General features: G+C 72.5%; 19 protein-coding genes and 2 pseudogenes. 4 read left to right on the top strand and 17 right to left on the bottom strand.

Going from position 1 to position 26,202, the window contains the following annotated elements:
• Nucleotides 1-219 precede the first annotated feature (219 nt).
• The 3 genes from AB0F03_RS20855 to AB0F03_RS20845 form a co-directional block, all read right to left on the bottom strand.
• Complete coding sequence (locus AB0F03_RS20855; RefSeq protein WP_361993906.1) at nt 220-4,173, bottom strand: AAA family ATPase; 3,954 nt, start codon at nt 4,171-4,173, stop codon at nt 220-222.
• Between the two features lie 249 nt (nt 4,174-4,422).
• Complete coding sequence (locus AB0F03_RS20850; RefSeq protein WP_031167290.1) at nt 4,423-4,626, bottom strand: hypothetical protein; 204 nt, start codon at nt 4,624-4,626, stop codon at nt 4,423-4,425.
• 381 nt (nt 4,627-5,007) lie between these two features.
• Complete coding sequence (locus AB0F03_RS20845; RefSeq protein ID WP_361993902.1) at nt 5,008-5,289, bottom strand: acylphosphatase; 282 nt, start codon at nt 5,287-5,289, stop codon at nt 5,008-5,010.
• A gap of 210 nt (nt 5,290-5,499) precedes the next feature.
• Here AB0F03_RS20845 and AB0F03_RS20840 point away from each other — a divergent pair, with 210 nt between their 5' ends.
• Complete coding sequence (locus AB0F03_RS20840; protein ID WP_361993899.1) at nt 5,500-6,702, top strand: CAP domain-containing protein; 1,203 nt, start codon at nt 5,500-5,502, stop codon at nt 6,700-6,702.
• Between the two features lie 20 nt (nt 6,703-6,722).
• On the opposite strand, the gene AB0F03_RS20835 is transcribed toward AB0F03_RS20840, so the two are convergent.
• From AB0F03_RS20835 to AB0F03_RS20815, 5 genes and pseudogenes are all read right to left on the bottom strand, one after another.
• Nucleotides 6,723-7,964 carry a site-specific integrase gene (locus AB0F03_RS20835; RefSeq protein ID WP_361993896.1) on the bottom strand — a complete coding sequence of 414 codons (1,242 nt, stop codon included), beginning with the start codon at nt 7,962-7,964 and terminating at the stop codon, nt 6,723-6,725.
• Nucleotides 7,964-8,071 (bottom strand): annotated as a pseudogene (locus AB0F03_RS20830) (DNA-binding protein); the annotation flags it as partial. The gene AB0F03_RS20835 and the pseudogene AB0F03_RS20830, both read right to left, overlap by 1 nt.
• A 9-nt stretch (nt 8,072-8,080) precedes the next feature.
• Nucleotides 8,081-9,468, bottom strand: a pseudogene (gene repSA / locus AB0F03_RS20825) (replication initiator protein RepSA).
• Nucleotides 9,469-9,680: 212 nt separating this feature from the next.
• Nucleotides 9,681-10,277 carry a hypothetical protein gene (locus AB0F03_RS20820; protein ID WP_361993893.1) on the bottom strand — a complete coding sequence of 199 codons (597 nt, stop codon included), beginning with the start codon at nt 10,275-10,277 and terminating at the stop codon, nt 9,681-9,683.
• A gap of 153 nt (nt 10,278-10,430) precedes the next feature.
• Complete coding sequence (locus tag AB0F03_RS20815) at nt 10,431-10,733, bottom strand: hypothetical protein (protein ID WP_361993890.1); 303 nt, start codon at nt 10,731-10,733, stop codon at nt 10,431-10,433.
• A 268-nt stretch (nt 10,734-11,001) separates the two neighbouring features.
• On the opposite strand from AB0F03_RS20815, the gene AB0F03_RS20810 reads away from it, so the two are divergent.
• On the top strand, nt 11,002-11,439 hold the full coding sequence (locus tag AB0F03_RS20810; RefSeq protein WP_361993887.1) for a helix-turn-helix domain-containing protein: 438 nt from the start codon (nt 11,002-11,004) through the stop codon (nt 11,437-11,439).
• Between the two features lie 49 nt (nt 11,440-11,488).
• On the opposite strand, the gene mutM is transcribed toward AB0F03_RS20810, so the two are convergent.
• The 8 genes from mutM to recG form a co-directional block, all read right to left on the bottom strand.
• Complete coding sequence (gene mutM, locus AB0F03_RS20805; RefSeq protein WP_361993884.1) at nt 11,489-12,361, bottom strand: bifunctional DNA-formamidopyrimidine glycosylase/DNA-(apurinic or apyrimidinic site) lyase; 873 nt, start codon at nt 12,359-12,361, stop codon at nt 11,489-11,491.
• 101 nt (nt 12,362-12,462) lie between these two features.
• The gene (gene rnc, locus AB0F03_RS20800; protein WP_361993881.1) at nt 12,463-13,296 is read right to left on the bottom strand and encodes a ribonuclease III; all 834 of its coding nucleotides are present in this window, start codon (nt 13,294-13,296) and stop codon (nt 12,463-12,465) included.
• Nucleotides 13,297-13,304: 8 nt separating this feature from the next.
• A complete protein-coding gene (gene rpmF, locus AB0F03_RS20795; protein WP_003951102.1) occupies nt 13,305-13,478 on the bottom strand; it encodes a 50S ribosomal protein L32 in 174 nt (57 codons plus the stop codon).
• 2 nt (nt 13,479-13,480) lie between these two features.
• Nucleotides 13,481-14,125 (bottom strand): YceD family protein, encoded by a 645-nt coding sequence (locus tag AB0F03_RS20790; RefSeq protein ID WP_361993878.1) that lies wholly within the window; start codon nt 14,123-14,125, stop codon nt 13,481-13,483.
• 129 nt (nt 14,126-14,254) lie between these two features.
• The gene (locus AB0F03_RS20785) at nt 14,255-15,349 is read right to left on the bottom strand and encodes an ATP synthase F0 subunit B (protein WP_361993875.1); all 1,095 of its coding nucleotides are present in this window, start codon (nt 15,347-15,349) and stop codon (nt 14,255-14,257) included.
• A 57-nt stretch (nt 15,350-15,406) separates the two neighbouring features.
• Nucleotides 15,407-15,886: a pantetheine-phosphate adenylyltransferase gene (gene coaD, locus AB0F03_RS20780; protein ID WP_361993872.1), complete on the bottom strand. Its 480-nt coding sequence runs from the start codon at nt 15,884-15,886 to the stop codon at nt 15,407-15,409.
• A gap of 26 nt (nt 15,887-15,912) precedes the next feature.
• Nucleotides 15,913-16,500, bottom strand: a complete 588-nt coding sequence (gene rsmD, locus AB0F03_RS20775; protein WP_361993869.1) for a 16S rRNA (guanine(966)-N(2))-methyltransferase RsmD — start codon at nt 16,498-16,500, stop codon at nt 15,913-15,915.
• A 392-nt stretch (nt 16,501-16,892) separates the two neighbouring features.
• Nucleotides 16,893-19,124, bottom strand: a complete 2,232-nt coding sequence (gene recG / locus AB0F03_RS20770) for an ATP-dependent DNA helicase RecG (protein ID WP_361993866.1) — start codon at nt 19,122-19,124, stop codon at nt 16,893-16,895.
• Between the two features lie 198 nt (nt 19,125-19,322).
• Here recG and AB0F03_RS20765 point away from each other — a divergent pair, with 198 nt between their 5' ends.
• Nucleotides 19,323-21,161: an HSP90 family protein gene (locus AB0F03_RS20765; RefSeq protein WP_361993863.1), complete on the top strand. Its 1,839-nt coding sequence runs from the start codon at nt 19,323-19,325 to the stop codon at nt 21,159-21,161.
• A complete protein-coding gene (locus AB0F03_RS20760) occupies nt 21,158-24,166 on the top strand; it encodes a tetratricopeptide repeat protein (RefSeq protein WP_361993860.1) in 3,009 nt (1,002 codons plus the stop codon). The genes AB0F03_RS20765 and AB0F03_RS20760 overlap by 4 nt, the downstream gene beginning before the upstream one ends.
• Nucleotides 24,167-24,248: 82 nt before the next feature.
• Here AB0F03_RS20760 and AB0F03_RS20755 read toward each other — a convergent pair whose 3' ends face one another.
• Entirely contained in the window at nt 24,249-26,000 is a 1,752-nt protein-coding gene (locus AB0F03_RS20755) for a DAK2 domain-containing protein (RefSeq protein WP_361993857.1), read from the bottom strand.
• Between the last annotated feature and the right edge of the window lie 202 nt (nt 26,001-26,202).

Below are 26,202 nucleotides of genomic sequence, written 5' to 3'. Positions count from 1 at the left end.
CTCGGGCCGCGGCAACGCTGCCGGGGTGGGGTAGATCCCTTCCAGGTATCCAGTGGGGCACAACTTCACACCACTCACACCTGAAGGTAAAAGCAACGTTGCAGAGACTATGCCTTCAAGTTTCGAAGTCAATAGTCCGACGACTGTGAGCTTTGAGATACAGATCGACACTTCGTGTTCAAGAAGTGAACACCGAGTCAGTTGATCTTGACAGACGGGCTACCGAAGGCGCTGGGAAATGACCTTCGACACACCATCGCCCTGCATGGACACGCCGTAGAGCGCGTCGGCGACCTCCATCGTGCGCTTCTGGTGCGTGATCACGATGAGCTGCGAGGCCTCCTGTAGCTCCCGCATGATCCCGATCAGCCGCTGGAGGTTGGTGTCGTCCAGCGCGGCCTCGACCTCGTCCATCACGTAGAACGGGCTCGGCCGGGCCTTGAAGATCGACACGAGCAGCGCGACGGCCGTCAGCGACCGTTCACCGCCCGACAGCAGGGACAGCCGCTTGACCTTCTTGCCCGGCGGACGGGCCTCGACGTCCACGCCGGTGGCGAGCATGTTGCCGGGGTCGGTCAGCACCAGGCGGCCCTCGCCACCGGGGAACAGCCGGCCGAAGACGCCCTCGAACTCGCGGGCGGTGTCCCGATAGGCCTCGGTGAAGACCTGCTCGACACGCTCGTCGACCTCCTTGATCACCTGAAGCAGGTCGGAGCGGGTCTTCTTCAGGTCCTCCAGCTGCTCGCCGAGGAACTGGTGCCGCTCCTCCAGTGCCGCGAACTCCTCCAGCGCCAGCGGGTTGACCTTGCCCAGCTGCTGGTACGCCCGCTCGGCCGCCTTCAGCCGCTTCTCCTGCTCGGCGCGCACGAAGGGGCGCGGCCGGTTACGGGGATGCCCGGGGTCGTCCGGCAGCTCCTCGCCGTCGGCGGGGGGCGAGGGCGGCACGGGCTGGTGCGGGCCGTACTCCGTCACCAGCGCCTCCGGCTCCACGCCCAGCTCCTCCAGCGCCCTGCTCTCCAGCTGCTCGATGCGCAGCCGTTTCTCGGCCCCGAGCACCTCGCCGCGGTGGACCGAGTCCGTCAGCTTGTCGAGTTCGGCCTTCAGGTCGCGTCCCGCGGTGCGGGCGGCGGTCAGCTCCTCCTCGTGCCGGGCCCTGGCGGTCCCGGCCGCGGCGCGCTCCGCCTCGGCGCGGGTCAGGGACACCTCGACGTGCGCGAGCAACTGGCGGGCTCCGGAGGCGACCGCTCCCGCGACGGCCGCCTCGTGCCGGAGCCGGGCGCGGCGCTGCTCGGCACGCGCGCGTGCCTCGCGTTCCGCCCGGGCCGCCCGGTCCAGCGAGTCGGCCCGGCCCGCGAGCCCCTTGACCCGCTCCTCGTGCGTACGCACCTGGAGCCGGGCCTCCATCTCGGTCTGCCGCGCGTTGGCGCCGTCGGCGGCGAGCCGGTCCCGCACGGCGGTGTCCGGCTCCTCCTCGGCCGGCATCTCCTCGGCCACCGCCAGCCGTTCGGCCAGCTCCTCGGCCTCCTGTACGGCGTTCTCCGACGCCTCCTGCGCGCGTGCGGCCGCTGCGGCGGACCGTTCCGCCTCCCCGGCGGCGCCGCGCGCCTGCCCGGCGAGGCGGCCCAGCTGCTGGGCGACCCCCGACTTCTCCCGGTCGGCGGCCCTGCGCCGCTCCCCCAGCTCCTCCACGAGCGCCGCCGCCTCGGCACGCCGCTCGGCCGCGACCCGCTGCTCCTCGGCCAGCTCCGCGCAGCGCACCGCCAGTTCCGCCAGCTCGGCGGCGGCCTCGTCCACGGAGGCCCGCACCTCCAGCAGACTGGGCGCACCGGCCGAACCGCCGTGCGCGAAGTGCGCCCCGAGCAGGTCGCCCTCGGCCGTGACGGCGGTCAGCTCCGGACACGCGTGGACGAGGGCCTCGGCGTCCTCCAGATCGTCGACGACGACGATCCCCCGCAGCAACCGGCTTACGGAGGGCATGAGTTCACCGGGTCCACGGACGAGATCGGCGGCATGAAGCAGCGCACCGGAGCGCGCATCGGACCGGACCGGAACCCCGCGGACAGCACGGCCGACGGACTCGGTGCGGGAGGTAGGGGGCTCGGCGGCGTGGTCGACAGGCTCCGCAGCAGGGCTGACGGGCCCGGCGTCAGGGCCGGCGGGGGCGGCGGTCGCGGCATCACGGCCGGCGGAGGCGTCGGCAGGCAGGAGTCCGCCGGGAGCGGGGGCGTCGGCGGCGGTGCGGCCCGGGGCGGCGCCGGCCCCGGCGACGGGCGCGTCACCGTCGGCGGGGACCGGCGCACCGGCACCCACCCCGCCGGTACGGCCCAGCGTGTCAGCCGGGGCGGCGTGCGGGTCCGCGTCACGGGTGCCCGGCCGGCGCACCGGACCGGTCCCGCCGGGGACGGCGGGCGGGCGGTACGTGGCCGGGGCGGGTGGTGGCGGTGGCTGCTCCGGGGGGCCGGCCAGCAGGAGTGCCGCGCGGCCTCCGTCCTGCTTGCGCAGGAGGCGGAGTGCCTCGGCCGCCGACGCCGGGGTGGTCACGGCGATCGCGTCCGCCGCAACACCGAAGGCGGCGGCGAGGGCGGCCTCGTAGCCGGGGGTCACCGTCAGCAGCTCCGCCGCCGGACCCAGCACTCCGGTCAGCCGGTCCCGTGCCCCGAGCAGTGTGCCGGTGCCGTCCTTGCGCCGGAGACCGAGCGCCAGCGCCTCGTGGCGGGCCTGGGTCGCGGCGCGCCGGCGTTCGGCCGCGGTGGCCGCCTCGCGGGCCGCGCCGAGGGCGGCCTCCGCCTCCGCGAGCCGCCGCCTGGCCGCCTCGTGCCGCTCGGCGAGGTCCGCGTCCCCGGCGTCGAGGCCGTCGACCTCGGCCTTCAGGGCTTCGTACTCCTCCTGCGCCCGGACCGCGCGTTCCCGCGCCTCGTCGCGGGCCGTGGCCAGCCGGTCGATCTCGGCCTGCGCGGAGGCGGCGCGTGAACGGGCCGCGTTGACCTGCCCGGACAGCCGGGCCAGTCCCTCGCGGCGGTCGGCGATGGCGCGGGCGACGTCCTTCAGCCGGCGCTCCTCCACGGCCAGCTCGCGCTCCAGTTCCGCGCGGTGGGCGACCGTGTCGTCCAGCGCCCGCTGCGCCGCCTCCAGGGCCGCCTCCAGCTCGGCCTCCTGTTCGCGGATGCGGGCGGCCTCGCGTTCCAGGTCCTCGGGGTCCCGGCCGCGCCGCTCCTCGGGGGGCACGGAGGTGGCGCTGTGCACGCGGGCGTCGGCCAGCGAGACGGTGCCGCGTACGCGCTCGGCCAGCTGGGACAGCTCGTACCAGGTCTGCTGCGCCCGCTGGAGGCGGGGGGTGAGCCGCCGCACCTCGTCCTCCAGCAGCGTCTCGCGGTGCAGGGCCTTCTTCAGCTCCTGCTCGGCGGTCTCCTTGCGTTCCTTCAGGGCCGCCTCGTCGGCGATCTCGGCCCGCAGGGCTTCGCGCAGGCGGACGAGGTCGTCGGCGAGCAGGCGCAGGCGCGCGTCGCGGAGGTCGGCCTGGATGACGGCGGCCCTGCGCGCGACCGCCGCCTGCCGGCCCAGGGGCTTCAGCTGGCGGCGCAGCTCGTCCGTCAGGTCCTGTACGCGCGCGAGGTTGGCCTGCATCGCGTCCAGTTTGCGGAGCGCCTTCTCCTTGCGCTTGCGGTGTTTGAGGACACCGGCCGCCTCCTCGATGAAGGCGCGGCGGCCCATCGGATCGGCGTGCAGCACGGAGTCGAGCTGCCCCTGGCCGACGATGACGTGCATCTCGCGGCCGATGCCGGAGTCGGAGAGGAGTTCCTGGATGTCCAGGAGGCGGCAGGTGTCGCCGTTGATCTGGTACTCGCTGCCGCCGTTGCGGAACATGATCCGCGTAATGGTGACCTCGGCGTACTCGATGGGCAGGGCGCCGTCGGAGTTGTCGATGGTCAGGGACACCTCGGCGCGGCCGAGCGGCGGGCGCCCGGTGGTGCCGGCGAAGATGACGTCCTCCATCTTGCCGCCGCGCAGCGACTTGGCGCCCTGCTCGCCCATGACCCAGCTGAGCGCGTCCACGACGTTGGACTTGCCCGAGCCGTTCGGGCCGACGACGCACGTGATCCCGGGTTCGAACCGGAGCGTGGTGGCGGAGGCGAACGACTTGAACCCACGGAGGGTCAGGGCCTTGAGGTGCACGCCGCTGGACTTTACCCGCCGCCGCTATCTCACTCCACGGACACTCGCAACCCCCCGGTTTCGCCATTGAACGGACAGGGCACACCAGACGTTAAGAGGGTGAAAGGATGCACGGGGGAGAGAAAGAAAGAAGGGACGCCGGAGCGTCCCTTGCAGTTCTGACGGCTGGGTCGCAGCCGTCCGATCAACTGAGCGGTTGATAGGGGGCAGCCCGTTCGCTGCTACCGCTGTCGTGGAGCGATGCAGCTGTCAGGTGAGCGCAGGCTCCGCCTGGTGTGCGTCGATGCTCTCCATGATCCTGTCCTGAGAGGCGGCAGCCGACAGCGCTTCGTTCTCGGCCTGGATCCGTACCAACTCGGACTCCAGGTCCTGGACGCGCTGCTGCAACCGTCGCATCTCGGCGAGGAGTCGAGGGTCGGAGCCGCCGACGTAACCGAGAAGCGCCTTTGCCATGATGGATGGTCCTCCACACTGAGTGACCGACCGATGCGGTGTGGGTCGTGAGGGATTCGCACCCGCGGTGCTTGGCACATCCGAGTGTTGCCCTGGTGTTGCTCCATGCCAAACAGCTAAGGTGCGCGGGGCTTTCAGCGTCTCACCAAAAAGTTTGACGGTCAACACGATCACGCCCTGTATTGGCGGGCGAACCGGGGCGCGCGACCGGGAGACCGGCGGCGCTGTGACTCCTCCGGACCCTCAGGGCGTGGCGACCAGCAGTACCTGCGGAGCCTGCCACGCCGGGCCGTTCTTGGCAACCACCAGGCCGTTTCTGCTTTCTATGGGCACCTGCGGGGGCGCGGTGCGCCCCCGTCCGCAGGTCCGTACGGAACGGGCTCAGCGGATCGCGAAGCCCTCGTAACCGCCCCGCGGTGTGTCCCAGATCTCGGTGACGCCGTCCACGCTCCCGGGCGTGTCGTCACCCTGGAGCCAGTCCAGCAGTCCCTCGCACTGCTCCCTGGTCCCCTCCGCGACCACCTGGACCCGGCCGTCGGCCAGATTGAGAGCAAAACCACTCAGGCCGCCGATCTCCAGCGCCCTGGCACGCGTGAACCAGCGGAAACCCACACCCTGCACGTGTCCACGGACCCAGGCGACCAGTCGTACTTCCTCACTCATGGCTGCAACCTAACCGGCCGTTGTCGTCGGGGACACGTCGTCCCCCGGCGGCATGGGGTACCGTCCGGACCCAATGAATCGCACATGAAACTCACTCGATCGAGTGAGTCTGGTGGGTCAGAGGGAGTCACTCGCCACGGAGGCCGCGGCCGGACAGGTGCGCGCCGTGCGGGCACCGGCCGACCGCGAGCACGAGGAAGAGGGCAAGGAATGGGACGCCACCGACGCTCAGCCGCCGGCCGCGCCGCCGGGGCCGCCCGCACGCAGCCGTCCGGCACCGGGGGCGACGCCCGGCACTCGTCCGCGGGGGACCGTCCGGCGCCCATGGGCATCGCCCCGTATCTGAACCCGGAGGCCTACGCCGAGACGACCGCCAGGGCGCAGGCCTATCTGTTCTCCACGGACGCCGGCCAGGCACCGGCCGCGCCGGCGTCCCCGTCCGGTCACCCGGGCGGCGGCGGATCCACTCCGCCCGGCACATCCACCCTGCCCGGCGGATCCACCCTGCCCGGCGGCCGGCGCCGCGGGAAGGCCGCGCGGCCGGTGCGTACGGGTCTGCTCGGGGTGTCCGCGGCCGTCGCCCTCGGCACGGTCGCGGTGGCCACGGGTGTGGTGCCGGGCCTGGAGCACTACCAGCTCGGCGGCGGCACGCACACCACCGGCGGGGACCAGGTGCAGACCGTTGACACGCCCGGCAACACGGCGAGCGAGCAGGGCGGCACCTCGGGCACCGCCGAGAACCACGGCCCCGGCACCGCCGCCCCGGGCACCGGGCGCACCCGGCCGCCGAGCCCGTCGGCCTCCGCGTCCCCCGCCGCCTCGGCCTCCGCCTCCGCCTCCGCATCGGCCTCCGCCTCCCCGTCGAAGCCGGCCGCCTCCCACGCGCCGGCCCCGTCCGAGACGGCCCCCAGGAAGCCGGCGCCGCGCACGACACCCAGGGCGACACCCTCCGCGTCGGCCGAGCCCGGCGGCGCCCCGTCGCGTAGGGCCACCAAGGCGCCCACGCCGACCGCCGCGCCGGTGACCGTGTCGGCGGAGGCCGCCGCCGCGGCCGAGGTGCTGAAGCTGGTCAACGACGAGCGCGCGAAGGCCGGTTCCAGCCCGCTGTCGGCGAACTCCTCGCTCACCTCGCTGGCCGGGGTGTTCAGCGACGACATGGCCGCGCGCGGCTTCTTCGACCACACCGACCCCGACGGCCGTACGCCGTGGGACCGGGCCGCGCGGGCCGGCATCACCGACCTCGGCGGCGAGAACATAGCCCGCGGCCAGACCGACGCGGCCGCCGTGGTGCGGGCGTGGATGGACAGCCCCGGCCACCGCGCCAACATACTGAACCCCGACTTCAAGACCCTCGGCGTCGGCGTGCACTTCGGGCCGGGCGGCCCGTGGTGGACCCAGGACTTCGGCTATTGAGATAACCGCAGGTCAGACGGCTAAGCACCCTTCTGGGCCGTGTCCGGGCCGTCACTCGTGGGTTGCTCGTCCGCGAAGACGCGATCCACGGCGGCCCGGGTCCGGGTCCCGCTCGACGGCATCAGGTGCGTGTACGTCCGCAGCGTGAAGCCGGGGTCGTGGTGGCCCAGGTACTCGCTCAGAGCCTTGATGCTCTCCCCCGCGTCCAGCAGCACCGAGGCGTAAAAGTGCCGCAGTGCGTGCATGCCGTTGTCCCGCCCGGTCTCGACACCCGTAGCCCGAAGCGCCGGCCGCCAGACGCGGTCGTTGAAGCGATTCCGATCCAGCGGCAGCCCCATGGAGCCGGTGAAAATTAGCGATGCCGTGACGGGCGGACCGTCGAGGGTTTTCCACGGCAGCGTGATCTTTGCGGCCGGGTGGCGCTTGAGGTGACCGGCCAGCGCGAAGGCGACGGACTCTGGCAGAGGAACCTCACGCTCCTTGCCGCCCTTCGGAGGTGCGAACACCGGCCGGGACAGCCGCAGTAGCTTCACCTGCCGCACGACGTGCACCACTCCCCCGAGGAAATCCACGTGTTCCACGGCCAGGCCGAAGGCCTCACCCTGCCGCAGACCGCACCCGGCCGCGACGTTGACGAGGGCCTGATAGCGGTCCGGCAGCGCCAACCGCACGGCCTTGATTCGTTCGGCAGGCCACGGCTTGACCTTGCGAGGCTCCAGGCGGGGCGCTCGCACGGACCGGGCGCTGCATGGGTTGGCCCGGATGAGCCGGTCTTCCACCGCAGCAGTGAACACCGTGGAGACGTGCGCGAAGATGCCGCGCCGGTAGCCAGCAGAGAGCCCACGGTCTTCCAGGGTGCGCAGCCAGAGGCGCAGGTGCGAGGGGGTGAACGATCCCAGCGGCCGCATGCCGAGATACGGGATCGCGTGCAGCCGTAGACGGCTCTCCACTGACTCACGGGTTAGCGGATCCGTGATCTGCGTGGCCATCCACTCCGTGGCGTACTGCTCGAACGTGACCTTGCCTGCGTCGGGGTCGACGTAGTCGCCGCGCGACATGTCGGCCTCGATGTTGGCCAGCCACTGTTCGGCCTTGCGTTTCTCCTTGTCCGGGAAGCTCTTGGACTTCTCGGGCCCGTCCGGGCCGACATAGCGCGCTCGGTAACGCAGGCCAACGCCATAACGCTCGGTCTTCACCCTGCGAGGCTTGCCGTCCGGCCCTGGCTCGCTCTTGTACCAGCGGTCCTGGATGTGTCCGGCCATCAGGCGGCCCCTTCCATCAGGGAGGCGACCCAGGCGCGCACGTCCTCAGGGTCGAAGCGGAGGTGCCGACCGACGCGGAAGCCGCGGGGACCGGTGCCCTTGCGCCGCCGGGCGCTTCATGCGCACACCTCCCAGTCGTCCAGGTCGGCCAGCGCTTCACGTGCTGTCTCTCGGTTCAGTCGGATCTCCTTCGCGATCGATGCGGCGAGCCAGGATTCACCGGGGGTGTGGCCCTGTCCGGCGTAGGCCCAGTGGGCGAGCACGAGCGTGGAACCCTCCGTGTCGTCGAGGTCTTCGGAGAACCCGCGTTCGCGGCGGTCCTGGCGGGCGCGGTAGTCGGCGCGGACCTGGCGCAGGGCGCCGAGGGTGGTGGAGTAGCGGCGGGACTTGGTGGAGAAGTGTCCGCGGAAGCCGAGCATGTGAGCCCAGCGGGCCAGGAGCCGTTCCGGGTAGGCGTCGCCCAGGTCCCAGCAGGCTTCGATCAGGCGTCGGGTGTGGGCAGGCAACGGCAGCTTGTCGAGTTCGGACAGCTCCCCGATGCGGTGGTCCACGGTGCCGGTGGTCTCGGCCGCCTTGGTGGCGTACTTGGCGACGTAGGAGGCCACGGCCTGTTCCGTCAGCTCCTCCTGGCCCAGAGCGCCGATGGCCTGGACGTCGACTTGAGAGCCCCAGCGCAGCACGCGGGCCGGGTGGTCGCCGGATGCAGGGACGGGCACTGAGACACGGGCGGCGGCGGCCCGGATCGCATCGTCCAGGAGCGCGACCGTGGCCCACGCCGGCGGGGCGGAGTCGGGGCCCTCCGGGCCGTCGAGGCGGACCACGGCATGGAAGTGCACGGAGCCGCGCTTCTGGAACTCGGCGACCTTGCCGAAGGAGACCCGGCACCCCTCCCGTAACGCCGTCTGGGTCAGGCCCGCGCGGGCGGCGAACTCCCGGCGTAGGTAGATCGTGAAGCGCCGCCACAGATCCCCCGCGAAGTTGTTCCACAGCACCGCGCCCGCGTAGTCGTAGCGCTGCAGGTCCAGGGCCGTGCCCAGGGCCGGGTCGTCCTCGGCGTGGGAGCTGCCGCAGCGGCAGCGGCCAGTGTCGGGTCGGTTGTGAACCGGGCCGAACGACGGGGCGGTCAGGGTGGCGAAGACGCGGGGGTGATCCCGGACAGTGGCCGGTACGTCCTTGCGTTCGTCGCCGGTGATCCCGGCCCGGATCAGGTGGTAGGTGTCTCCGGCATAGGTCCAGGCGCAGGCAGGGCAGCGGGAGGCCCGGCGGTTGCCACAGGCGACCCGGAGCATGCCGCCCGGCTCCTGCTCGGTGCTGTAGGAGTAGAGGACATCACCGGTCGCACGGTCGCGGGTGACGGTCTCGCCGCGCAGGCGGATCGGGTGAGCGCAGCCGCCGGTACGGCGGATCTGTTCCTGCCAGCGGTCGAAGCCGGGCGAGTTCGCCACCCTCAGCAGGTCGCGAGGGTGATGGGGTCGGTGCCCATGGAGGACGCAGCGCCGGCCACGGCCTCCGGGGCGACGGGGAAGACCGTCACGCGGCCACCGCCAGCAGGGCCGGTGCCGGGGTGGCGTCGGGAGCGGAGCAGGAGCAGGGGATCTCCGCGCCGACCGTGCCGGACACGGAGCCAGGTCCACAGACTGCCCGACGCGCCGGAAGCTTACGGGGCCATGATCACTCGCGCCAAAGCAGCTCCCGGCCAAAGTCGCTCCGCCGGCCTTAGCTTGCGGCAGTCTGACCATTCACGCTAGGCCATCTCTTCAACGTATTCCCAGCGCCAGGGTGAGTTTTCGTCTCTTTTCGAAATAGATCGGCGATCCTCTGTCGATTTTCCGCTATTTCTGTTGCAAGCCGCTCAACGTCCGAGATTGAGAACTCTCGCTCCTGCAAACCTTTTCGCTGCCTGCTTCGAATGCACCAAAAGATCTTCTCGTCTGGCTGGCCGTCCTTCCAAGGGCGGCCGATGTAGTCATCGCCCTCCGACCAGCCAAGGGTGAACTCTTCACGCCAAGTGCCATGGACTACCGCGTTGCGGAGAACGCGCAGTTGAGCTGCCACCCCCAGGAGCTTACGGAACTCTTCGTGATCTTCACGAGCCCACAAGTGATATCTGCCATCAACGTGCGCGAGCATTGTTTTGAACGTCTCGCTCAACCATTCACTGCTTTGACCTTCGAAGAGAATCCAAACGTCATCAGCACTCTCCGGCAGAAGATCAGAAATCATCTCCCGCAACATCTCATCGACTTGAGCGCTTTCAACTGCCACTCGGCCAATCGCTCTGAAAAGGTCTGGGTTTGACGTGAACTCAATCAACAGAGGCCCCCTATGTTGGACTGTCCCAGCATGGCAGGCCTCGCGACGCCTTACATACAGATTTGTAAAGCTGCGGGGTGAGGACACCCGGGCCTCATCCAGCGCTGCGGTACAGCAGCGAAGTACAGCAACCACCCCGACCGTAGCCGGTCATCACCGACCGCAGGCACCCGGATGACTAGCTCCACAGACCTCAGCGACCGCCCCGCCCGTAGTTCGCATCGAGTGGCAGCAACTCGCGAACGGCGACAGGCCCTTGCTCTCCAGATGAGCGATCAGCGAGTCGAGGCATGCGTCTGCTGTAGCCAGGTCAGCGCGGAAGAACGATTCCTCGCCAAGCGGCCCACCACTTACGATGACCATCCACGCCTTCCTGCGCTCAACCATGCGGTCACCGTCGACCTTGAACACGGTCGTGACTCCGCGCTCGGCCAGCCACTCCATCAGTTCAAGCATGTCCACTCGCACCCCTCCGGAAGGATCATCCCATTCCCAGAGCCCGCGCCCTCGGGCCGCGCCTGGGCCGTGCGAGGGCGCTCAACGACGACCAACGCTGACAACCACCGACAGCTAAGTCGCAGGTCGCAGTGTTGATCGATTACGCGGCAGCAGGTCAGAGACCCGACCCCTCACTTCTTCGGCTACTGAGCCACGGCCCGGACACTGGCTAACCCTGGGTTAGCGCGACCTGTCGGTGGGCGCTGTGCTCGCGTACGCTGGTGGGATGAGCGGTACGAGCGCCACCACCGGGGACACGTCGGGGCACCCCGCCGGGGACACCGCCCCGGGCCACCAGGACCTCGCCTACGACGTCTTCGCCAGGGCCTGCCCGTCGCGCGGCACGCTGGAGCACGTCACGGGCCGCTGGGGCGGGCTCACGCTCGGCGCGCTGTACGAGAGCTCGCTGCGCTTCAACGAGCTGCGCCGCCGCGTCGACGGGGTGAGCGAGAAGATGCTGTCCCAGACGCTGCACGCGCTGGAGCGCGACGGCCTGGTGCACCGCGAGGCCCAGCCGACCAACCCGCCCCGCGTGGACTACGAACTGACTCCCCTGGGCCGTCGGGTCGCCGAGCGGCTGCTCGCGCTCATCCACTGCGTGGAGGGCGCGATGGACGACGTACTGGCGGCGCGCACGGCGTACGACGGCCGGCGGCCGGCGTAGCCGCGGAACCTGACCGACCGCCGGAGCCGCGGCGCCCCGGCCGGGGCCCTCAGCCGCGGCCGGGCACCTCGGCGCGGGGTGCTCGCTGACAGGTGGGGCAGAAGTAGCTGGAGCGGTTCATCCAGGGGCGGCGGCGGATGGGGGTGCCGCAGCGGCGGCAGGGCTCGCCCTCGCGGCCGTACGCGTCCAGGGAGCGGTCGAAGTAGCCGGACTCGCCGTTGACGTTGACGTACAGGCTGTCGAAGCTGGTGCCGCCGACCGCCAGGGCCGCGTTCATCACGTCCCGGACGTGGCCGAGCAGTTCGGCGGTGACCGGGCGGGTGAGGCGGGCCGTCGGGCGTTCGTAGTGGATGCGGGCGCGCCACAGCGCCTCGTCCGCGTAGATGTTGCCCACCCCGCTGATCAGCGACTGGTCCAGCAGGGCCCGTTTGATCGTGGTCCGCTTGCGGCGCAGCGCCTGGTGGAAGGCCTCGTCGTCGAAGAGCGGGTCCAGGGGGTCGCGGGCGATGTGCGCGATGACGTCGGGCAGGCCCTCGGAGGTGTTGTCGTGCAACGACAGCCCGCCGAAGGTGCGCTGGTCGACGAAGCGCAGTTCGGTGCCGAGGGAGTCGGCGAACCGGACGCGGACGCGCAGGTGCTTCTCGTCGGGCGCCGTGTGCGGCTGGACCAGCAGCTGGCCGCTCATGCCGAGGTGGGCGAGGACCGACTGGTGCGTCTCCTCCAGCGGCAGCCACAGGTACTTGCCGCGCCGGCGCGGGACGCCGATGTGGTGGCCCTTGAGCCGGTGCGCGAAGTCGTCGGGGCCGGCCACGTGCCGGCGGACCGCACGCGGGTGCAGCACCTCGGTCTCGGCGACGGTGCGGTGGGCGACCCAGCGTTCCAGGCCACGCCGGACGACCTCTACTTCGGGCAGCTCGGGCACGGGGCTCCTCGGGCAGATCTGCGGGCAGCGGCAGCGTAACGCCGTGGACGGACCGAGCGCCCGCCCCGTACAGACGGGACGGGCGCTCGGGTGGTGCTCTGTCAGGCGGTCGCGGACGACGTGTCGCCGTTCTTCACAGCGTTCCCGACGGCCTCCTCGGCCGCCTTGGCACGCTCGTCCGCCGCGGCCCGGATGGACCGCCAGGCGGACTCGGCGGCTTGCTGCTCCGCCTCCTTCTTGCTGCGGCCGGTGCCGGTGCCGTACGAGACGCCTCCGACGCGGGCAGCAGCAGTGAAGATCTTCTCGTGGTCGGGGCCGGTCTCCGTGACCAGGTACTCGGGCACGCCGAGCCCCTCGATCGCGGTCAGCTCCTGTAGGGACGTCTTCCAGTCCAGGCCTGCGCCGAGATTGGACGACTTCTCGATCAACGGGTCGAAGAGCCGGTGCACCAGCTCGGACGCCGCGTCGAGGCCCTGATCGAGATAGACCGCGCCGATCACCGCTTCCAGGGTGTCGGCGAGAATGGACGCCTTGTCCCGGCCGCCTGTGCCCTCTTCACCACGGCCGAGCCGGATGAAGGCGCCCAGGTCGAGGCCGCGCCCCACCTCCGCCAGTGCACGAGAGTTGACCACCGCGGCCCGCAACTTGGCCAGCTGGCCTTCGGGCAGGTCGGGGTGGATGCGGTACAGCGTGTCCGTGACGACGAGGCCGAGCACGGAGTCCCCGAGGAACTCCAGCCGCTCGTTCGTCGGCAGACCGCCGTTCTCGTACGCATAGGAACGGTGGGTCAGCGCGCGCACCAGAAGGGCGGACTCGAGCCGATAGCCGAGCCGCCCTTCCAGAAGCGCGTGGGACGAGGCCTGATTGTCCACTTTTTTCCTGGCGGAACCGTCCGCCTTGGCGTCCTTCTTGGGACTGGACACAGTGCCTCTCACCAGCCCGCTCAGACTTCGAGGACCTGGCGCTTGTTGTAGGTGCCGCAAGACGGGCACGCGATGTGCTGCTGCTTGGGCTCGTGGCAGCGCTCGCACGCAACCAGGGTGGGGACCGCAGCCTTCCACTGCGACCGGCGGTGGCGCGTGTTGCTGCGCGACATCTTCCGCTTCGGAACAGCCACGGCTACTTCTCCTGCTTCTCGTCGACGCCCGCTTCGGCGCCGCTCATCTCGTCCTTCTCGCCGTCCGTCGTCGAACCGGCGAGTCCCTGCAAAGCCGCCCAACGGATGTCGACGGCGTCATGGTGGTGGCCCGGGTCGTCCGCGAGCCGCACTCCGCATTCGGAGCACAGGCCCGGGCAGTCGTCCTGGCACACCGGCTGCATCGGCAGTGCGAGCACCACCGCATCACGCAGCACGGTCTCGAGGTCGATCAGACCGTCCTCGATGTAGAGCCTGTCCTCGTCGTCCTCGGCGTCGTCGCCCGGTTCCGCGATCACGCGGCCCCGGTCATCGGCGTCAGGGTACGAGAACATCTCCTGGAAGTCCGCTTCGAGCTCCAGCTCGACCGGCTCCAGACACCTTACGCACTCCCCCTCGGCGGTCGCACGGGCGGTGCCTGTGACAAGCACACCTTCCATGACCGACTCGAGCCGGAGTTCGAGTTCCACCGGGGCGCCCTGCGGCACTCCGATGACCCCCTGGATGCCGAGATCCCTGGGGGCGTCGATCTGGCGGGTGAGGCGCTTGAGCGCGCCAGGACGCCGACCCAGCTCGTGCGTGTCGATCACGAGGGGGTTGCGGTGGTCGAGGCGGGCGTGAGGAGCCATTCCTGCTTTCGATCTGTGAACTCTGAGGGACGCCGTCCGCAGGTGCGGCGGGCAGCGCTGATCGCGGACATACACACGACCGAAGAGCCAGGATACTGGACCTTGCGCTCAGGACCCAATCCGGTCCGGCTACAGGCCCCGGCCCTGCTCGTACGCCCTCAGCTGCTCGGCGCTGATCATGCCGGTGTCGAAGAGGCTCGTCTCGTCGAGCGCGTAGCCCTGCTGGGGCTGTTGCTGCTGGGGTTGCTGGGTCTGCTGAGGCTGTTGCGGGTCGTAGCCGGCCTGCTGGGGGTCGTAGGAGCCCTGGTAGGCGTAGGGGTCGGCCTGCTGGTAGCCGTAGGGGTCGGGCTGCTGCGCGTAGTCCGGCTGGTGCGGGAAACCGGCGTACGGGTCCTGCTGCTGCTCGGCGGGGGCCGCCGCCGCGGGCGCGTAGCCGGGGGACGTGGGGTAGGCGGGCTGCTGCGCGTACGACGGCTCGTGCTGCCGCTGGGCCGCGCGGTCGCTGTCCGCGAGGGCCGTGAGGTCGGCGAGGTAGTCCGCGTCGCTGGAGTGCTGGAAGGTCGTGGTGTCGTCGGCGAGGGCACCGAGGTCGTCGGTGGCGATCCGGCCGTGCAGTTTCTGCCGGCCGCGGCCGACGGCCTCCAGGGTCTTGGCCAGGACCGCCTCGAAGGCGCCCAGCTTGGCGTCGACGTAGGCGTCCGCGTTGTGGCGCAGGGTCTGCGGGTCCTGGCTGCGCTCCGGGGCGTCCTCGTCCTCGTAGCCGTTCTCGTCCAGGCCGGGCCCGGTGCCGAGCAGCTTCTCGCGGCCCCGGCCGACCGAGCCGAGGGTCTTGGTGAGGACGACCTCGAAGTTGGCGAGCTTGGAGTCGACGTAGTCGTCGGCCTCGGCGCGGATCTCCTCGGCCTCCTGGCGGGCCTCGGCGAGGATCCGGTCGGCCTCGGCCTGGGAGCGGCGGGCGATCTCGGTGTCGGAGATCAGCGAGCCCCGCTCGGCGTGCGCGTTGCCGATGATCCGCTCGGCCTCCAGGCGGGCCTGCTCGACCATCTGCTCACGGTCGCCGATCAGCTCCTGCGCCTGCGCGAGGGAACCGGGCAGCGCCTGGCGCACCTCTTCGAGCAGCGTGAGCAGTTCGGCGCGGTTGACCACGCAGGACGCCGACATGGGCATGCCCCGGGCGCCGGAGACCGTGGAGACGATCTCGTCGAGCTTCTTCTGCACGTCCACCTGTGCTCGCCACTCTCTACAGCCGGGTTGGAGACGGACGGGACGACTGTAGCCCCATCAGCCCTTGGCGAGGCGCTCGTTCAGGGCCGCCAGGACCGGGGGCGGCACCAGGTGGGAGACGTCGCCGCCCCAGGCCGCGACCTCCTTGACGAGGGAGGAGGAAAGGAAGCTGTAGGTGGGGTTGGTGGGCACGAACAGCGTTTCGACGCCGGTGAGGCCGATGTTCATCTGCGCCATCTGGAGTTCGTAGTCGAAGTCGCTGACGGCGCGCAGGCCCTTGACGATGGCGGGGATGTCGCGCTGCTTGCAGAAGTCGACGAGGAGGCCGTGGAAGGCCTCCACGCGGACGTTGGCGTACTCGGAGGTGACCTCGCGGATCAGCTCGATCCGCTGCTCGATCTCGAACAGGCCCTTCTTGGACTTGTTGATCATCACCGCGACGTAGACCTCGTCGTAGAGACGGGAGGCTCGGGCGATGATGTCGAGGTGTCCGTTGGTGATCGGGTCGAACGACCCGGGACAGACGGCGCGGCGCACTTGTGATCCCTCGCTCTCCGGTCCGGTCATCGTGCGTCTTCGCACGTAGAGGCGGCGCGACCGTACCAAAACGTTCCCTCGCCGTAGCGACGGGACCGGAGCGCCTCGAAGCCGTCCGGCCAGTGGAATTCGCCGCCTCTGGTGCTGCGCTCCACGGTGACGAGGGCTTCGGCGGTGAGCCAGCCTTCCGAGCGGAGTGTGAGCAGGATCTCCCGAAGATCGTCGTCCGTGACGGCGTACGGGGGGTCGAGGAAGACCAGGTCGTACGGCTCGGCGGGGGACGCGGTCCGGATGACCTGTTCGGCCTTGCCCGTGCGCACCTCGGCGCCCGGGAGTCCCAGGCTCCGCACGTTCTCGCGGACCGTTCTCGCGGCGCGGGCGTCCGCCTCGACCAGGAGGGTGTGGCTCGCGCCCCGGGAGAGGGCCTCCAGGCCCACGGCGCCCGAGCCGGCGTAGAGGTCGAGGACGCGTTCGCCGTCCAGGGGGCCGCCGAGGAGGGACTGCCAGGTCGAGAAGAGGCCCTCGCGCGCGCGGTCCGAGGTCGGCCGGGTTCCGGTGCCGGGCGGTACCGAGAGGCGACGGCCGCCGGCCGCGCCGGCGATCACGCGGGTCATGTCGGGAGTCCTTCGTCGTCGGCGGCTTTCGGGATCAGTCTGGCAGGCCCCACGAGCACCCGCCGACCGCCGTCGGCACCACCGCGGGCGGCACGCGTGCGGCACCACCGCGGGCGGCACGGGTACGGCGGCGCCGGGGAGCGGTACGGGTACGGCGGCGCCACGAGCCGGTGACGGTAGGGCACCGTCGCGAGCCGGTACGAGTACGGCGGCGCCGAGGGCTGGTACCGGTGCGGCACCGCTACGGGCCGGTACCAGTGCGTCGCCGCCACGGGCCGGTGCGGGTGCCCTACCGTCACCGGCCGGTGACGGTAGGGCACCACCGCGAGCCCGTACGAGTACGGCGGCGCCGAGGGCCGGTACCGGTACGGCGGTGTCGCCGGCCCGTGCGTCTAGCCCTTTTCCAGGTACTGTTCCCGCTCCTCGTCCAGGAGGGCGTCCAGGGCTGTGCGGAGGCCGGGCAGGCGTTCGAGGCCGGGGTCGGCCGCCACGAGTGCCGTGGCCTCCTGTCGCGCCTCGGCGATGACCTCCTCGTCCTCGATGACCGCCAGGACCCGGAGGCTGGAGCGGGCGCCGGACTGGGCCTGGCCGAGGACGTCACCCTCCCGGCGCTGTTCGAGGTCGATACGGGAGAGCTCGAAGCCGTCGAGGGTGGACGCCACCGCGTTCAGGCGCTGGCGGGCGGCGACGGCCTCGGGCATCTCGGTGACCAGGAGGCACAGGCCGGGCGCGGAGCCGCGGCCGACCCGGCCGCGCAGCTGGTGCAGCTGCGAGACGCCGAAGCGGTCGGCGTCCATGATCACCATGGCCGTGGCGTTGGGGACGTTGACGCCGACCTCGATGACGGTGGTGGCGACCAGGACGTCCGTCTCGCCGGCGGCGAAGCGGCGCATCACGGCATCCTTGTCGTCCGGGTGCATACGGCCGTGCAGGACCTCCACGGTCAGGCCTCGCAGGGGACCGCCGGCCAGCTCGCCGGCCACGTCCAGGACGGCGAGCGGCGGGCGCTTGTCGGCCCCGTCCTCGGGGGGCTTCTTCCCGCCCTTCTTGGCGCCGGCCGCCTCCTCGTCGTCGCCGATGCGGGGGCAGACGACGTAGGCCTGGTGGCCGCCCGCCACCTCCTCGCGGACGCGTTCCCAGGCGCGGGACAGGAAGTGGGGCTTGTCGGCGGCGGGGACGACATGGGTGGCGATCGGGGAGCGCCCGGCCGGGAGCTGGTCGAGGACCGAGGTCTCCAGGTCACCGAAGACCGTCATGGCGACCGTGCGCGGGATGGGGGTGGCCGTCATGACGAGGAGGTGCGGGGGCTGCTTCCCCTTGCCGCGCAGGGCGTCGCGCTGTTCCACGCCGAAGCGGTGCTGTTCGTCCACCACGACCAGGCCGAGGTCGTGGAACTGGACCCGGTCCTCGATGAGGGCGTGCGTACCGATGACGATGCCGGCCTCGCCGGTGGCCAGGTCGAGCAGGGCCCGGCGGCGGGCCGCCGTGCCCATGGAGCCGGTGAGCACGACCACCTTGGTGCCGTGGTCGGCGCCGCCCAGCATGCCGCCCTCGGCCAGCTCGCCCATCATCTCGGTGATCGAGCGGTGGTGCTGCTGGGCGAGGACCTCGGTGGGCGCGAGCAGGGCCGCCTGACCGCCGGCGTCGACCACGGCCAGCATGGCGCGCAGGGCGACCATCGTCTTGCCGCTGCCAACCTCGCCTTGCAGGAGCCGGTGCATCGGGTGGTCGGTGGCGAGGTCGGCGAAGATCTCCTGGGAGACCTTCAGCTGGCCCTCGGTGAGGGTGAAGGGCAGGCGGTCGTCGAAGGCGGCGAGGATGCCGTCCGGCCTGGGGACGCGGGGCACGGCGGCGAGCTGGCTGTCGGCGTGGCGGCGGCGGGCCAGGGCGACCTGGAGGACGAAGGCCTCGTCCCATTTCAGGCGGGCGCGGGCGTCGGCGATGTCGGCCCTGGTGTGCGGGCGGTGGATCTTGAGCAGGGCCTCGGGCAGCGGCAGCAGACCGCGGCCGGAGCGCAGGGCGTCCGGGAGGGGGTCGAGGGCCTCCCGGGCGCTGGGCAGAACCGTCTGCACCGCCTTGCCGATCTTCCAGGACTCCAGTTTGGCGGTGGCCGGGTACAGGGGGATGAGGGCGCCGGCCCAGGTCTCGACCGCTTCCTCGCCCTCCTCGCCGTCGCCCCGGAGCAGTTCGTAGGCCGGGTGGGCGAGCTGGAGGCGGCGGTTGAAGACGGAGACCTTGCCGGCGAACAGCGCGCGGGTGCCCGGCAGCAGTTCCTTGTGGGGCTTGTGGACGCCGTTGCCGAAGAAGACCAGCTGGAGCCGGCCGCTGCCGTCGGTGATCGTGACCTCCAGGCGCTGGCCCTTGCCGCGGGGCGCCCTGGCGGAGGCGAAGGTGTGCAGGCGGGCGTCGGCGACCTGGGCGACCACCGTGACGTGCTCGTCCATGGGGAGGTCGGCGAGGTGCGTGAGCTGACCGCGCTCCTCGTATCTGCGCGGGTAGTGGTGGAGGAGGTCGCCGACGGTGTGCAGGCCGAGGTGCTCGGCCATCACCTTCGCGGTGGCGGGGCCGAGCACTGACTTCAGGGGCTGCTTCAGTGGTTCTTCCAGTGCGGGCACGAGATCCATTGCACACCACGGCACTGACAATGCCGTAGCCGCTGTCCCGGGGATTCCTCCCGACACGTCGCACTCGTCCGGGAAACCCCTGGTCAGGTGGGCTGTTCCGGCTCTAGGATGGCCCGCTCCGGCCATCTTCGCGGTCACCGACCCCTCGGGGACCGCCCGACCCCGCGCCGCACGCACTCCCCCTCCGGCGCAGTGACGATGGACTCCCAGACCTCGCAGCCCTCCCCGGCATCCCAGTCGCCCCAGCCACCTCACACCTTCCAGGTCGACCTGCGTGGCCTGGTGGACCTGCTCTCCCATCACCTGTACTCCGGTCCGAAGGTCTATCTGCGCGAGCTGCTCCAGAACGCCGTGGACGCCATCACCGCCCGGCGGGCCGCGGAACCGGACGCCCCGGCGCGGGTCCGGCTGTACGCGGTGGACGGCACGCTGCGGGTGGAGGACAGCGGCGTCGGGCTCACCGAGTCGGACGTGCACAGTCTCCTGGCGACCATCGGCCGCAGCTCCAAGCGGGCCGAGGGCCTCCAGGAGGCGCGGTCGGAGTTCCTCGGCCAGTTCGGCATCGGCCTGCTGGCCTGCTTCGTGGTCGCCGAACGGATCCGGGTGGTCAGCCGCAGCGCCCGCACGCCACAGGCGCCGCCGGTGGAGTGGACGGCGCGCGACGACGGTTCGTACACCGTGCGGACCCTGCCCGGGGCCGAGCGGCCCGAGCCGGGCACGACCGTGTACCTGACGGCGCGGGCCGGGGCGGCCGAGTGGCTGGCGCCGGAGCGGGTCCTCGCCCTGGCCCGGGACTTCGGCGCGCTGCTGCCGTACGACGTCCGGGTCGGCGACGAGCCGGTCACGGAGCTGCCCGCGCCCTGGGACCGCGCGTATCCCGGTCCCGCCGGCCGGCGGGCGGCGCTGGCCCGGCACTGCCGCGAGCTGTTCGGTTTCACCCCGCTGGACTCCATCGACCTGGACGTGCCGCTGGCCGGGATCCGCGGGGTGGCGTACGTGCTGCCGTCGGCGGTCAGTCCGGCCCAGCGGGCGACGCACCGCGTGCACCTGAAGGGCATGCTGCTCACCGAGCGGGCCGAACAGCTGCTGCCGGACTGGGCGTTCTTCGTGCGCTGTGTGCTGGACACCGACAGTCTGCGGCCCACCGCCTCGCGCGAGTCGCTGTACGAGGACGAGACCCTCGCCGCCGTACGGGAGGCGCTCGGTGAGCGGATCCGGTCCTGGCTGACCGGGCTCGCCGCCGGTGACCCGGAGCGGCTGGCCGCGTTCCTGGCCGTGCACCACCTGGGCGTGAAGTCCCTGGCCCGGCACGACCGGGACATGCTGCGCACGATGCTGCCGTGGCTGCCGTTCGAGACGACCGACGGGCAGCTGTCCCTGGCGGAGTTCGCACGCCGGCACCCGGTGGTGCACTTCACGCGGACCGTGGAGGAGTTCCGGCAGGTCGCGCCGATCGCCTCGGCGCAGGGCGTCGGGGTCGTCAACGGCGGCTACACGTACGACAGCGAGCTGGTGCAGGCGCTGCCGCTGGTGCTGCCGGGGGCGGTGGTCGCCGAACTGGACGCGGAGACCGTGACCGCGCACCTGGACGCGGTCGACCCGGGTGAGGAGCTGGCGCTGTCCGGGTTCCTGGCCGCCGCACGGGCCACGCTGGATCCGCTGGGCTGCGACGTCGTCCTCCGGTCGTTCCATCCGCTGTCCGTGCCCGCACTGCACCTGGACGACCGGGACGCCCGGCACGAGCAGGCCCGCGCGGCGGCCGAGGACCGGGCCGACGACCTGTGGGCGGGCATCCTCGGCTCGCTGCGCGGCAGCGCCCCGCGCGCGCGTCTGGTGCTCAACCATCTCAACCCGCTGGTCCGGCGGATCGCCGCGATCAGGGACCGGGAACTGATCGGCACCGCGACCGAGTCGCTGTACGGGCAGGCGCTGCTGATGGCGCAGCGTCCGCTGCGGCCGGCGGACTCGGCGCTGCTCAACCGGGCGTTCATCGGGCTGCTCGGGTGGGCGACCCAGGGAGAGGGTGACGGACGATGAGCGGTGTCACGGACCTCGACGCGCTGCGCCGGGAGCTGGCGGAGAACTCCGGGCAGCCGGAGGGCCCGGCCCGCAACGCGCGCGCGGAGCAGCTGCTCGCCGAGGCCGAGCGGCTGGACGTCCCGCTCGCCGTGATCGAGGCGCTCGGGCACCTGCTGAGGGTCTACAACTACAGCTCCGAGAAGGACCGCATGTTCGTCCCGTTCGCGCGGCTGCTGCGCATGTGGGACGAACGGCCCGGGGACTTCGACGAGGACGAGACGCACTCGCTGCACTGGTTCTTCAAGTGGATGTCGGCGGGCATGCTGGACCAGCCGCACGTCCCGCTCGCCTCGGTCGAGAAGTGGCTCGCCGAGATGGAGCACCGCTACCGGCTCGCCGGTCACTCCGAACGGGCCGTGCGCAGCGCCGAGTTCACGGTGGCCGCGCACGTCGGGGACCTCGCGCGCGCGGAGCGGGCGTACGCCGCGTGGCTGGCCGCCGACCGGGACGCGATGGCCGACTGCCACGCCTGCGAGCTGGGCGCGCAGGGCGCCTGGCAGGTGCGGTGCGGCCGGGACGCGAGGGCGCTGGAGCTGTGGCGGCCGGTGCTGGACGGCGAGTTCTGCTGCGCGCACGAGCCGCACACCGTGCTCGCCGCCTCGCTGGGCCCGCTGCTGCGTCTCGGCCGCGTCGAGGAGGCCCGCGCGCACCATCTGCGCGGTTTCCGGCTGGTGCGGCCCATGGAGAGCATGCGCGGCGCGTACGCCGATCACGTGGAGTTCTGCGCGCTGACCGGCAACGAGGCCCGCGCTCTGGAGCTGCTGGCCGAGCGGCCGGCGTACTTCACGGACACCGGGCATCCGCGCAGCCGGCTGGACTTCCTGGCCGTGGTGACCTTGCTGATGGACCGGCTGACCGGGCTGGGCCTCGGCGAGCGGCAGGTGCCGGGGCCGGCCGGGCGGACCTGGACCGCGCGGGAGCTCGCCGGGCACGCGCGCGTGGAGGCGACGGAGCTGGCCGGCCGGTTCGACCGGCGCAACGGCACCTCGTGCGTCGGCGACCGGATCCGCGCGCGGATGGCGCAACGCCCGCTGGTGGAGCGGCTGCCGCTGGGGGTACGGGCGGCGCGGCCCGCGACGGCGCCGGTGACCGCCCCTCCCCCGGTCCCCGGAGGGACCACGCGGGAGACGGCCGAGCAGACCGGCGGGCAGGCCGCCGAGGAGACCACGGCGCCCGGACTGCCCGCCCTGCTCGCCGAGGCACGGCGGCTGTCGGACACCCTGCGGCCGCACGCGCTCCAGGCGTGGGCGGCGGTGGCACGGGCCGCGCGGGACGGCGCCGCGCTGGAACCCCGCGACCGCGCGGAGATCGCCGACCACGAGGCGATGGCCCTCGGCGCCGAGGGCATCGCCCTGTTCGAGCGGGCGGCGGAGCTGTACGCCGAGGCGGGCGACCCCGGCGAGGCGCTGGCGGCACGCGCGCGGGGGGCGTACGTCCGCGCGCTGGCGGGCGAGGTGGACGCGGCCCTGGACGCCGTCACGGGCCTGTACGACGAGGTGCTCGCGCTGTACGCCGACGAGGGCACCGGTGTACGGCAGACCGCGTCGGTGGTGATGAGCCGGGCGCGGATCCTGATGCGGCGGGTGCACGAGACCGCCGGAGAGGACGGCGAAGACGCCGTCACGGACGCCGAGGCGGCCGTGCGTGAGGTCCTGGCGCTCGTCGAGGGGCACGGCGGTGACGACGTGCGGCCGGCCGCGCGGGCCGCGGAGGCGCGGGCGATGCTCGCCGAGCTGGCCGGGCTGCGCGGGGACGCCGGGCGGGCGGCGGAGCTGTTCCGGCGGGCCGCCGGCGCGTACGTGGCCGCCGGGCTCCCGTGGTTCGCGGTGGAGTACGAGGCGCAGGTCGCCGCGCTGGCCCACCATGCCGGTGACCTGGACGAGACCGAACGGGCGCTGCGGGCGGCCCTGGAGCACGGCGGGCCGTACGTGGAGCCGGTCGGCCGGGCTCAGCTGCACCTCCAGCTCGCCGAGGTGCTCGGCGGCCGGGACGCGGCCGGTGAGGCGGCCGAGCACGCGCTGGAGGCCGCGCACTGGGCCGACGAGGCCGGCGAGAGCGGCACGCTGGGCGCCTGGGCGCGGCAGCAGCTGGGCGGCTTCCTGCTGCGCGAGGCCCGGTACGCGGAGGCCGCCGAGGTGCTGGAGTCCGCGCTGGCCGACCTGCGCGCCGAGACGCACGGCGACGGGGCGGTCGTCCAGACCCGGTGGTGGCTCGGGGACTGCCTGGGCGAGCTGGGCGAACACCGGGCCGCGGCCGAACACCGGCTCAAGGCCGCCGACATCGCCCGGCACTGGCCCGAGCAGCAGGACCACGCCACGCTCGCCCACCTCGCCGCCGAGTCGCTGGGCGCCGCCGGCCTGGCGGACGAGGCGGACCGGGCCTACGTGCGCGCGGGCGACCTGTGGCGGGCGCTCGGCAACGCGCCGTTCCTGGTCCGCGCGCTGCGGGCCCGTGCCTGGCTGGCGCTGCGCGGCGAGTCCGGTGCGCAGGACGCCCGCGCGCTGATGGCGCGGGCGGTGCGGGAGTGCGAGACGGCGCTGGCGGCGGCCGGCCCGGCGGACCGGGAGGAGCTGACCGACGAACTCGGCGGGACGCACCGGCAGTTCGCGGAGCTGCTGGCCCGCTCGGCGTCCGAGGAGGCCGAGGATCCGGCGATCCGGGCCGCTTTCGAGGCGGCGCTGGAGCAGATGACCCGGGCCGCGGCGGTGTTCGGCGCGCTCGGCGCGGCCGGGCTGCACAGCCGTACCGGCGCGGAACTGGGCGCCGGCTGGCTGGAGGCGGACCTCAACCGTCCGGCGCGGGCGGCGGCACACGCGCGTGCCGTGCTCGCGGCGTACGAGGGTGCTGACGACGCCGACGAGACCGTCCGGGCCCGGCGGGCGGAGGCGGCACAGATGCTGGAGGCGGTCCGGGACGAGGGCGGCGAGGAGCCGACGGACCCACCGCCCGGCCCCCGGGCCTGAGTCGCTCCACGCCGGCGGAGCAAGAAGCCGACGGACGCACCCGCCCGGGCAGCGGGGCCGAGGAGCCCGTCGCCGGGGTGCGTCATTCCACGCCGATGAGCAGCAGTGCGCCCTGTCGGCCGCCTCGGTACACCACCGTGTCCACGGCCAGGTAGGAGTCCCGTACCCGGGCCTCCAGGTGGCCGGCGACCGTCTCGGACGCCTCGTCGCCGACGACCAGGGTGACCAGTTCGCCGCCGGCCTGGAGCATGCGGTCCAGGACGGTCCCGGCGGTGGCCGTGACGTCGTCGCCGATCACCGCCACGTCGCCGTCGATCAGGCCCAGCACGTCGCCGGCCTGGCAGATGCCGGCCGTCGTCCACGACCGGTGCTCGGCGACGACGACCTCCGCGTACCGGGTGGCGCCCGCGGCGGAGGTCATCTGGACCACGTCCTCGTCGAAGCGGCGCTCCGGCTCGTGCACCGCGAGCGCGGCGATGCCCTGGACCGCCGAGCGGGTCGGGATCAGGGCCACCCGGATGCCCTCGGTGCGGGCCTGCTCGGCCGCCGCGGCGGCGGTGTGGCGCAGCTCGGCGTCGTTGGGCAGCAGCACCACCTCGCGCGCGTGGGCCCGCCGTACCGCCTGCACCAGCTCGCCGCTGGCGGGCGGTTCCCCGGGGCGCGCGAGGACGGTGGTCGCGCCGGCCTCGGCGTACAGCCCGGCCAGTCCCTCGCCCGGTACGACGGCGACGACGGCCCGCTGGGAGCGCTCACGCGGCGGGCGCCCGCGGCCGGTGTGCACGTCGGCGGCCCCGAAGTGGGTGATCCGGATCCGGTGGGGCCGCCCGGCCTCCACGCCGGCCTCCACGGCGGCGCCCGCGTCGTCCACGTGCACATGGACGTTCCACAGCCCGTCGCCGCCGACCACGACCAGGGAGTCCCCCAGGGCGTCGAGCCGGGCGCGCAGCCGGGCCACGGCCGCGTCGCCGGCCTCCAGCAGATAGATCACCTCGAACGCGGGCCCGGACGCCGGCCCCGGCCCGCCCCCTTCGGCCGCGTCGGCGCACACCCCGGCACCGGGAACCCTCTCCACGCACGCGTGGGCACCGGCTTGCGCCCCTTCCGCGCACAGGCCCGCACCGGAAACTACCTCCACGCGCGCGTGGGGCGTGGCTTCGGGCTGCTCGGAGGTCTCCCGTACCGGCTCCCCGGTGCACGCCTCCACCAGGGCCCCCAGCACCGCCACGAGGCCCCGGCCGCCCGCGTCGACCACGCCGGCCCGTTCCAGCACGGCCAGCTGGCGCGGAGTGGCCGCCAGGGCCGCCCGCGCGCCCTCGTAGGCGGCGCGCGCGACGCTCCCGCAGTCCCCCTCGGTGCCTTCCGCGGCGTCGGCGGCGGCCGAGGCGACCGTCAGCACCGTGCCCTCCACGGGGTGGGCCACGGCCTGCCGGGCTGAGTCGGCGGCCCGGCGCAGGGCGAGCCGCAGTTCCGTACCGTCGCCGCGGGACGCGTCCCCGTTCCCGGCGAGCACCTGTGCCATGCCCCGCAGCAGCTGCGCGAGGATCGTCCCGGAGTTGCCGCGGGCCCCGATGAGCGCCCCGTGGGCCATCGCGTGGACGGCGTCGGCCAGCGAGGGCTCCCCGGTGCCGGTCGCGTAGCCGGCGAACACGGCCTCCACGGCCGTCGCCGCCGACTCCAGCGTCAGATACAGGTTGGTCCCGGTGTCGCCGTCGGCCACCGGGTAGACGTTGATCGCGTCGATCTCCTCGCGGGCCCGCCCGAGCGCGCGCAGCGCCAGACCGCACCAGGTGCGCACCGCGAGAGCATCGAAGAACGTCTGCGGCACCTGCGCCACCTGCGCCTCCCTGAGCTGGCTGGACGTGGACGCAGCGTAGACCCCGCGGCGGTGGCCTGCGGCGGGAGGCCGGGAGCGGGGGCCTGAGCTGTCATGGTAGTTTCGCTGTACGGACGCAGTCGTTGTATGCTGCTCCGGTTGCCCGATCCGATCGGGCCATTCCCCCTGGCAGCGCCACTCAGATCACAGGTCGTACGATCTC

Origin of the sequence: Streptomyces sp. NPDC028722, assembly GCF_040637655.1 — a bacterium.
In the GTDB taxonomy this organism is placed as follows: Bacteria; Actinomycetota; Actinomycetes; order Streptomycetales; family Streptomycetaceae; genus Streptomyces.
Note: the sequence above shows the minus strand (reverse complement) of the source record. Positions and strands in the feature narration are given on the sequence as shown.